4 protein-coding genes are annotated in these 9,204 nt (G+C 61.7%); all 4 read right to left on the bottom strand.

Going from position 1 to position 9,204, the window contains the following annotated elements:
• A partial coding sequence (locus QZ177_RS08310; RefSeq protein WP_294176750.1) for an autotransporter subunit beta occupies positions 1-4,009 on the bottom strand: 4,009 nt, incomplete at its 3' end.
• A gap of 109 nt (positions 4,010-4,118) precedes the next feature.
• Positions 4,119-6,140, bottom strand: a complete 2,022-nt coding sequence (gene ppk1, locus QZ177_RS08305; protein ID WP_265070508.1) for a polyphosphate kinase 1 — start codon at positions 6,138-6,140, stop codon at positions 4,119-4,121.
• Positions 6,141-6,152: 12 nt separating this feature from the next.
• On the bottom strand, positions 6,153-7,691 hold the full coding sequence (locus tag QZ177_RS08300) for an HD domain-containing protein (RefSeq protein ID WP_294176746.1): 1,539 nt from the start codon (positions 7,689-7,691) through the stop codon (positions 6,153-6,155).
• Between the two features lie 177 nt (positions 7,692-7,868).
• A complete protein-coding gene (locus QZ177_RS08295; protein ID WP_294176745.1) occupies positions 7,869-9,194 on the bottom strand; it encodes an S-layer homology domain-containing protein in 1,326 nt (441 codons plus the stop codon).
• Positions 9,195-9,204 lie beyond the last annotated feature (10 nt).

The raw sequence follows: 9,204 nt of genomic DNA, 5'->3' as shown, positions 1-9,204 counted from the left end.
AGCCGCGCAGTTTCACCGACATACCGTCCTGGTGCGACCAGAAATAGCGCACATAAGCGTCGAGGGAGGCGCTCTCCTGCAGCGCGAAGGTTTTGCCGACGCCGAGGTGGATGCCATAGTAGGTATTCGAGCCGTCGTATCCGGCATTCTCACCGTGCAGGCTGTAGTCGCTCTTGGCGCGGCCTGCGCGTGCAGAGGCTTCGAGCCACAAGCCGTCCTGCTGCGTCAGTTTGCCCAGGACACCGAGGCCAAGATAGCTGAACTTGCCACTGCCGTGTGCGCCATTGTCGAGATAGGAATCGTAGGTGCCGCGTCCGTATTCGACGAAGGGGCTGAAGAGCCGCTTCGTGCCGCCCTTCGCTGCATCTTCACGCGCCCAGCCAACGCCGAGATTCCAGCCCTTGGAGTCAACATGGGAACCACTCTCCACACGCATGGCATTGGCCCCTGCGCCTGCCCATAGATGATAGGATGCCAAATCTGAGGCGGCCGTCCTGCGCTGCGTGTCCTTGGCAGATGATTCTGCCGTGTCGTCGGCACTTGCGTTTTCCGCACCACTTTCGGCAGACATTTCAGCGGCGGTAAAACCGCTCTCTACAAGATAGTCCGCGCCTTGGTTGACGAAGTTCGCGAGCCCCGCACGCGTCTCCACGGGGGATTTCGCCGTCTCGCCAACGCCCGTCTTGGTGACAGTCGCCCGGAGTTTCTCAGGATGCGCCTGGTCGGGCGCAATCGCAAAGAGGCAATCGTGCGCGATGCCGTCCGTTCCCTTCATCGTGACACCTTCGCCAACGGTGATCTTGCCGCTCGTGTTCTCCAGCAGTGTGAATGAATCTCCTGCCTGAAGCTTCCTTGCGGCGCCGCTGCGACGGAAGTCGAGCGTCATGTTCGTGAGATTCTTGCTGCCGCCGCTGACATTCGTGAGCTTGAGCAAGGTATGCGCCGTGCCGTCGGTCGGAGCGTCCTCGACATCGAATCGGAGGTCCTCGATCCCCTTGAAATCATGGATCGAGGATGTGCCTGCACTGTAGTAGACGGAGAGCGTGTTGCCCACACCGCCCGACGCCGTGCCGCCCGTGACGATGCCGTTGACGACAGTGTTGCGCAGATGGATGGTGTTGCCGTTCGTCGCCGTGCCATAGCCGCCCGTGACTGCGCCGTTGACCGCCGTATTCTGCAAGCTGACGGTGTTTCCGTCACTCTGCGCCGTGCCATAGCCGCCCATGATCGCACCGTTGACGTGCGTATTGCTGAGGCTCACAACGTTGCCGTTTGCCGCCGCACCTCTGCCGCCTGTGACATCATTCGTGACGATCGTGCCATCGAGACTGACGGTGTTTCCCTCTGCAGTCGCCGCGGCATCGCCGCCTACAACACTGGTAGCAGTAATGTTTCCGAGCGTCACGCGGTTGTTCGAAGCCGCGCCCATGGATCTGCCGCCCGTGACGGCTGCCGCGTTCGAGCGGATGTTCACAATGTTGCCCGACGCTTCGCCCGCGCCTTCGCCGCCGACGACATCGTGCACGGCGCTCTCAATCATGACCGCGTTGCCCCGCGCCTTGCCGCCCGCGGCATCGGTATAGCCGCCGTAGACCGTGCCCGTGACCGTCGCCGTGCCGCTGATCTTGACTTTGTTCTCATAGCTCGCGCCCTTGTCCGCAGCCGTCGTGCCTACGCCGCTTGTCCAGCCGCCATAGACGTTCGCGTATGTGCCGCTCGCGAGCGCGATCTCGTTTTCGCGCGTCGAATTGCCCGCCTTGGAGCGGCCGCCGTAGGCGTCTCTTCCTTCTCGTGTCGCTTGTGTCGCTCCCTTGAAGCGATAGCCCTCGTAAGTGATGGCGGTGATGCGTGCGCCCGACTTGCGAACGTCGATGTTCGTCTCCGCCTCATCGCCCGTCTCGGACTTCGCCGCGCCCGTGTAGTGCGCGAGGCGTATGCCCTGCTCATTCTTGAGGAGCGTGAGCGGCTTCGCCGCCGTGCCCGTCGCCGTGAGGCTTGCCCAATCGACCGCGGTCTCGCCCGTACCTGTGACTTCGAGCATCGTATCATCCTTGGCAAGGCCTGCGGCATCGAATGTCAGCTTCTGGAAGCCAGTGATTGCCCCCGCCTCGTTGCCCTTGCCCTTGACGCTGAGCGTGTTGCCCATGCCGCTTGCCTGCGAGCCGCCCTTGAGTGCGCCTGTGACTCGCGCATTGCCGTTGAGATGGACTTCGTTGTTGTTTGTAGTCGCACCTTCGCCGCCCGTGACGGAAGCGACCGTGACATTCCCGAGGTTCACGATGTTACCGTTCGCCGCCGCAGCCCTGCCGCCCGTGACGGCTGCCGCGTTCGCGCGGATGTTCACAATGTTGCCCGAGACTTCGCCCGCGCCTTCGCCGCCGACGACATCGTGCACGGCGCTCTCAATCGTGACGGTGTTGCCCCGCGCCTTGCCGCCTGCGGCATCGGTATAGCCGCCGTAGACCGTGCCCGTGACATTTGCCGTTCCCGTGACGGCAATCTTGTTGGCGATGCTGTCTCCGAGCTTGTCGGCAGCGGCATCCGAGCCTGCGCCCGTCGTCCAGCCGCCGAAGGCATTCACATAGCTGCCACTCGCGAGCGCGACGTCGTTGCCCGTCGTCGTGTTGCCGATGGCAGAGCGGCCGCCCCATATATGTGTGCCGTCACTCTCAGCTGTCGTCGCGCCCTTGAAGATCAAGCGCGAATAGAGAATCTTCCTGCCCGTCGCGTCCTTTTCCAGCGTGACCTCCGCCGTATCGCCTGTTCGTACGACCGCGTTCACGCCGTCGCGCACGACGATGCCGCCCGACGTGTTGTTCTCGATCAACGTGCCCGCAGGGGTGCTCGGCGAGCCGTAGATCGCGATGTCCTTGAGGCTCTTGAACTTCGTGCCCGTCGAATCGCGCAGAGTGAGATGCGGCTGCAGCGTATCAGTAAAATAGAAGTTGACCTTATCGAAATTGATGATGTTCTTCGCCCGTGCACTCGCCTTGACGTTGAGCGTATTGTCCGCATAGGCGGCACGATCGCCGCCCGATGCACCGAAGATGTACTTCGCGATCCGATAGCCCGCCTTCATCTCATTTTTCCCGTCGCCGAGGTTGACGACGTTGCCCTTGATCTCGCTGACATTACCGGCGGAATACGCAGCATAGACGCTGTTCAACTCGCCGCCCGTGATCGTGACGATATTCCCCATCAGAGCGCCGCCGCGCCGCGTATAGCCGCCGTAGACGTCCCCGCGAAAGACGCCGCCCGCAACGGTGACCTCGTTGTGCGCCACATTGCCTGTGGAATCCGCTTTTTCAAGCGAGCCGCCGCATACCGCTTTCTTCAATGTGCCGCCCGTGATCGTGACCGTGTTGTGCGTCACATCGCCCGTGGCATGTGCACCGCCGAAAACGCCGCCATAGACCTTTCCCGCAATCGTCCCGCCCCGAATGACGACATGATTCTTATGGATTCGCCCCGTCGCATTCGTGCTGTTGGAAAAGCCGCCGTAAAGGGACTCCGCCTTGCCGCCGTTCACCTCGACGATGTTTTCTTCCGCTCTGCCGCTGCGTCCGACGTAGCCGCCGACCAGCCATTCGGCAAACGACATCGTCCCTGCATCGAAGCGAACCCGATTCTCTCTCGCATGACCTGTACCCCATGCCGCGCCGCCATAGACGGAGGCGATCTCCGTCGTCGCACCCTTGATGCGCACCGTATTACCGTCGGCGTTTCCCGTGCCTCGGGCGACGCCACCGAAGACGCTCAGCGTATCCTCTTGATACCGATCGACCGTCAAGCTGTTGCCCGACGCATCCTCGCTGCCCGTCCCGACGCTCGCCGCACTGTTCGGCGTACTGGGATCATCGGGGTTCGGCACATTCCTCTGGGGCGGATGCGTGCTGTCGATCGTCACATCCGCCCCAGAGGCGAAGGACGGCGCAAAGAATGCTCCGCCGCTCAGAGCAATCGCTATAAAAAGCGCCAAGGATGGGCGCGAGAACTTCTTGTTGGACATTCGTTTTCTCCTCTTGGGTCTTTAGACTTGAAACTTTTTCTATAACTAGATATTTCGATTCATTATAGCAGTTTCTTCCCGTCTGAGCAACCAGAGTGTCACAACGAAATTATTTCATCAGCTCTTCCTGCGCGGCGCGAGGTTTTTCGCCCTTGGCGCGGCGCACGCGGCGGTAGCTGCCGTCGGGATGCATGAGCCAGGCGCGCGTGTTGTCGGCGAGGTATGTGGCAAGAAGCGCGAGCAGGCGCTTCTTGTGCGCCTTTTTGCGCACGGGCGTCATGAGTTCGATGCGGTTGTTGAGATTCCTCGGCATCCAGTCGGCGGACGAGAGGAAGACGTCCTCCTTGCCGCCGTTATAGAAGCAGAAGATGCGGCTGTGCTCGAGGAAGCGGCCGACGATGCTGCGCACGCGGATGTTTTCGCTGACGTCCTTGAGTCCGGGACGCAGCACGCAGATACCGCGCACGATGAGGTCGATTTCGACGCCTGCGGCCGAAGCTTCGTAGAGTTTGGCGATGATGAAGCGGTCGAGCAGAGAATTCATCTTCGCCGCAATGTAGGCGCGTTCGCCCCGCTTGGCGTGCGCGATTTCCCGCTCGATGCTCTCGGTGATGCGCTCCCTCAGCGTCAGCGGGGCGACGGCGAGGCGATTCCAGACGGGCGGATCGGAGAAGCCCGAGAGAAAGTTGAAGAACGCCGAAGCGTCGACGCCCGTGAGGACGTCGGCGGTGAAGAGGCCGACATCGGTGTAGATCTTCGCCGTCGCGCCGTTGTAGTTGCCCGTCGCGAGATGGCAGTAGCGGCGGATGCCGTCTTCTTCGCGCCGTATGACCATCGTGATCTTTGAGTGCGTCTTGAGTCCGAGGATGCCGTAGATGACGTGGCAGCCCGCTTCTTCGAGACGGCGCGCCATGAGGATGTTGTTCTCTTCGTCGAAACGCGCCTTGACCTCCATGAGCACGGTGACCTGCTTGCCGTTTTTCGCGGCCTCTTCGAGCGCGGCGATGATGGGCGAGTCGCCTGCGACACGGTAGAGCGTCTGCTTGATGGCGAGCGTGCGCTCGTCGGCGGCGGCACGGGCGAGGAAGCCTTCCACGATGGCGAAGGAATCGAATGGATGGTGCACGAGGATGTCGTCTTTTTCAATCGCCTGCCAGATGTCGCCCTCGGCGGCAAGCTCTGCCGGGCGCGGGGAAAAGCGCGGGTAGCGCAGGCGGTCGAAGCCCGCGAGATTGGCGAGCGCGGCGAAGAATGCGGCGCCGAGCGGGCCTTTCGCGCGATAGACGTCCATTTCCTCTAGCGAAAGCTGCTCCTTGAGGAAATCGAGGAGATCGGCGGGAAAGTCCTCGGCGACCTCAAGGCGCACGGCTGCGCCCTTGCGCCTTTTTTCGAGCGATTTCTCGACTTCTGCCAAGAGATCTTCGACGTCGTCGCGGATGTCGAGGTCGGCGTCGCGCGTGAGACGGAAGGCCGCCGTCTGCACGATTTCCCAGCCCGTGAAGAAGCGTGCGGCGAAGAAGCGCAGAATGTCCTCCAAGAAGAGGAAGGTCGGCTCGCCCGGCAGTTTCCACAGGCGGTCGAGCACGGGCGCGGGCACGGGAACGATGGCGAGATGCTCGGCGCTTTCGCCCGCGCGGCGAAGTTTCACGGCGAGATTCAGGCTGCGGCTCGCGAGGAAGGGGAAGGGGTGCGCGGGGTCGAGCGCCATGGGCGTGACGACGGGATAGATCTCGCGCTCGAAAAGCTCCGCAAGCCACAGCGCCCGCTCCCCCGTCAGCTCTTCGGGGCGCACGAAGCGTATGCCCTCTGCGGCGAGTTCTCGGGTGACGAGCGCGAGGCAGCGATAGATCGCGCGGTATTGGCGGTGCGCCTGGCGCGAGACGGCGAGCATCTGCTCGCCGGGAGAAAGCCCTGCGATGTCCTTGTGCGCGACGCCGCTCGCGACGAGGTGCTTCAGGCCGGCGACGCGGATCATGAAGAATTCATCGAGGTTCGAGCAGGCGATGGCGATGAAGCGCAGGCGCTCCAACAGGGGATTCTCCTCGCGCGTCGATTCCTTGAGGACGCGCTGGTTGAAGCTCAGCCACGAACATTCGCGGTTCAGGAAATAGGCTCTTTTCAACATGTCCATGACGATTCCTCCTCACGCTTTGCACAGGACAGGCTCGATGCCGAAGATTTCACGAAAGAGCGCGGCGGCGCGTGCGAATGTCCAGCGAATCAAGGAGATGTCCTCTTCCGCTTCGAAGCGCACGCAAAGCTCCTCCTTCGAGAGCTTGACCGAGAGTTTTGCGATCTTGCCGCTGTGCCCTTGGTCGAGCGCGTCCGCAAGGCGCAGGATGGCGCATAGCTTGAGCATCGTGACCTGCTGCTCGTGCGAAAGGCGCGCATAGTGCTCATCCTTGCTGCCGGGATTCTCGCGGTTGTAATAGTAGGCGACGCTCGCGACGATTTCCTTTTCCGCCTCGGAAACGCCGAAGAAGTCAGTGCCCATGATGATCTGATAGGAATAGCGGCTGTAGCGGCGCAGGTTGATGAACTTTCCCGTCTCATGCAGGATCGCGCTGAGTCTGAGCAGCAAGAGTGCGCGCGAGGAAAGCCCATGTGCGCCGCCCAAGGCGCAAAAAATCTCCTTAGCCGCCCGCTCGACGCGCGCACAGTGCTCTCTCGTCGAGCCGTACTTCTCCGCCGTCGTGCGTGCGAGCTGCACGGTGCGCTCTTCCTGCTCGGCGAGGCACGAAAGTTCCGCCAGCTGTGCGCCGCGATAGACGCTGTAGCTCATGAGAAATGTCGTGCCCATGAGGAACATGCCCTTGACGCGCGTCGCACGCACGACTTCGCCGTAGAGGAGCAGTGTCGGCATGAGGAGATGGGCGCGGCTCTCGGTGACGGCGCAGCGCGTCATGAGCTTCTGCGGAGTCAGCCCCGCGAAGGAGTCGAGGAAGCGCAGGAAGTCCTCGCCCTCTACGAACGTATACGCGCCTTTCGCGCCCGGCGCGAGGAGCGCGGCGACGGTGCGCGCTTCGAGTCCCGAGAGCACGAGATGACGGATCGCATGATGCTCGATGCTCGGCCAGAGCGGCGAAAGGGTCGCGTGGATGTAGTCGCGCACGGCGGAGGGAAATGTCAGGCTCTCGCGTTCCTTCTCGCTGAAATGCTCAAGGATGCTCAGGCTGCCGCTCGCGACGTTCTGCTGAAAGAGCAGCCTGCCCCCCTGCCAGCCCGTGAGGCCGAGTCCGCTCGACGTGATGTCCATGAGCAGCACGGGCTTTTCGCCGAAATTCTCCGCGTTCTCCAAAAGCTCGTGACTCAGGGCAAAGAACTTGTAGTAGATCTCCTGCGTCATGTCGGCGACTTCCACCATAAAGCCTGTGCGGATGCGAATCTGATCGAGGATGCCGAGGCGATTTTCCGCCTCGCGCAGGACGGACGTGCCGATGGCAAAGACCTGCGTCACGCCGTAGTCGGCAAGAAGCCGGCGAAAGCCTGCGAGGATGCGGCAAAGCTCGCGGATCGAGTCAAAGGAGAGCCGCCCGTGACGGAACACCTCCTCGCCGAACCGCGTCTCCTTGCGCACGCGCTCGATGATCTCGACATCGTCGAGCGCGGCGAATGACACGATGAGGAGGCTCGTATGAACAGAGCCGATATGCACGACGCCGTAGGTGAATCGCTGCTTCATGGGCGTGTCGCCTCCTTTCTTTCGTTCTATTATAGCATAGGATCGGTTCTTTTTATCTCCATCATTTTATTGTTGAATGATGGAGATAAAAAGGTGGCTGTTCATATAAAAACAGGACGCCGCAGGAAAATTCCCCTCCTGCGGCGTCCTGTTTTTATTTATGCGATTTCCCAGACCTTACCAGAACATCTGCACGCGCGTGTAGAAGGTCTTCGCGCTGCGGTCGCTTCCGAGCGACTTGCCGTGGAAGTAGGCCATGTCGATGTTCGTGTTCTTCATCGGCGCGTAGCTTGCGCCGACGACCCAGCCTTTCGTGCCGTACTCGCCGCCCGCCACGGGGATCTTGTAGGTCTGGCGGTGCAGCTCGTAGGTTGGCATGAGCGTGCTGTAGCCGCCGAGGTGGCGATAGGCGAGGTACATACCCCATGAGCCGGGGCTGGCGACGTTCGAGCCTTTGTAGTTGAGCTGAACGTCCGCCGACTGGTTGTAGTTGTCCGCTTCGAGATTTCTCGCGTAGTGCGCGGAGAGGGCGACATCTTTCGTAAACTTGTATTTGCCGCCGACGGAGAGGATGCCTGCCTTGTCCGTCACGGCGCCGTCGCGATAGGCGGGCAGGAATTGGAACACGTCCGAATCATAGTGGCGGTAGGCGACGCCGGCCTGCAGTTTTCCCGTCGCATGATCGATGCCGATGCCGTAGTGCTTCGCCGTGTAGTCCGAGGCCGTGCGGCCGCCGAGCTTGTCGCTGCCCGAGATGCTGAGGGCGGCGTTCCCCATGTTCCAGCGTCCGCCTTCGACCATGATCTTCGTCTTTGTGCCGTAGGTCAAGATCGCGCCCGAGAACCACGAGTCGGCGACGAGGCCGTCGTCGGAGTACGACCAGAAGTGCGACATCTTGCCCGCCTGGATGCGCAGATTGCCGTAGTTGCCGTCGGCGTAGAGGTAGCTTAGGGCGACGTTGCTCGCCTGATCTTCTGCGAGCTTCACTGATCCGGTCAGACGCGCGCGCACCTTCCAATGATCGTTGACCGTGGCGACGGGCAGGAGGCGCAGCTGCAGCGTGTTGACCGAGTGCTTGTCGGTCGCGCCTGCGGCATTTTCGTCGCGGTGCGAGAGGTGGACGTAGCGAAGCTCGCCTTCCCACTTCACGTTGTCCACCTTTTTCTCAAGATTTTCGACGCGAACGCCGAGGTTGCCCAGCTCTTCCGCAAATTCCGCCGCGAGGCGGTCGATCATGGCCTTCTGCTGTGCATTGACCTGATCTTCCTTCGCCATGGCTTTGGCGACCATCTGCGCCATCTCGTAGCGCGTGATTTCGTTCTGGCCGCGGTAAGTGCCGTCGCCGTACCCTTCGATGACGCCGTCGTCGGCAAGCTGGGCGACAGCGTCATACGCCCAGTGATCGGCGGGCACGTCGCTGAAGGGGTTCGCCGCCGCAGAGGCGAGGGCGGAGGATGTGAGGAGGGCGGAGCTGAGAAGTGCACCACAGACATACTTTTTCATGAACAACAAC

The organism is uncultured Selenomonas sp. (assembly GCA_905372355.1).
Classification (GTDB): domain Bacteria; phylum Bacillota; class Negativicutes; order Selenomonadales; family Selenomonadaceae; genus Selenomonas.
The sequence above is the reverse complement of the archived record's forward strand: the minus strand, read 5'-3'. Positions and strand labels throughout refer to the sequence as shown.

Excerpts from the sequence above, each read along its gene's own strand:
- QZ177_RS08300 (WP_294176746.1), bottom strand. The coding sequence starts at position 7,691 with ATGAAGCAGCGATTCACCTACGGCGTCGTGCATATCGGCTCTGTTCAT.
- QZ177_RS08295 (WP_294176745.1), bottom strand. The coding sequence starts at position 9,194 with ATGAAAAAGTATGTCTGTGGTGCACTTCTCAGCTCCGCCCTCCTCACA.
- ppk1 (WP_265070508.1), bottom strand. The coding sequence starts at position 6,140 with ATGGACATGTTGAAAAGAGCCTATTTCCTGAACCGCGAATGTTCGTGG.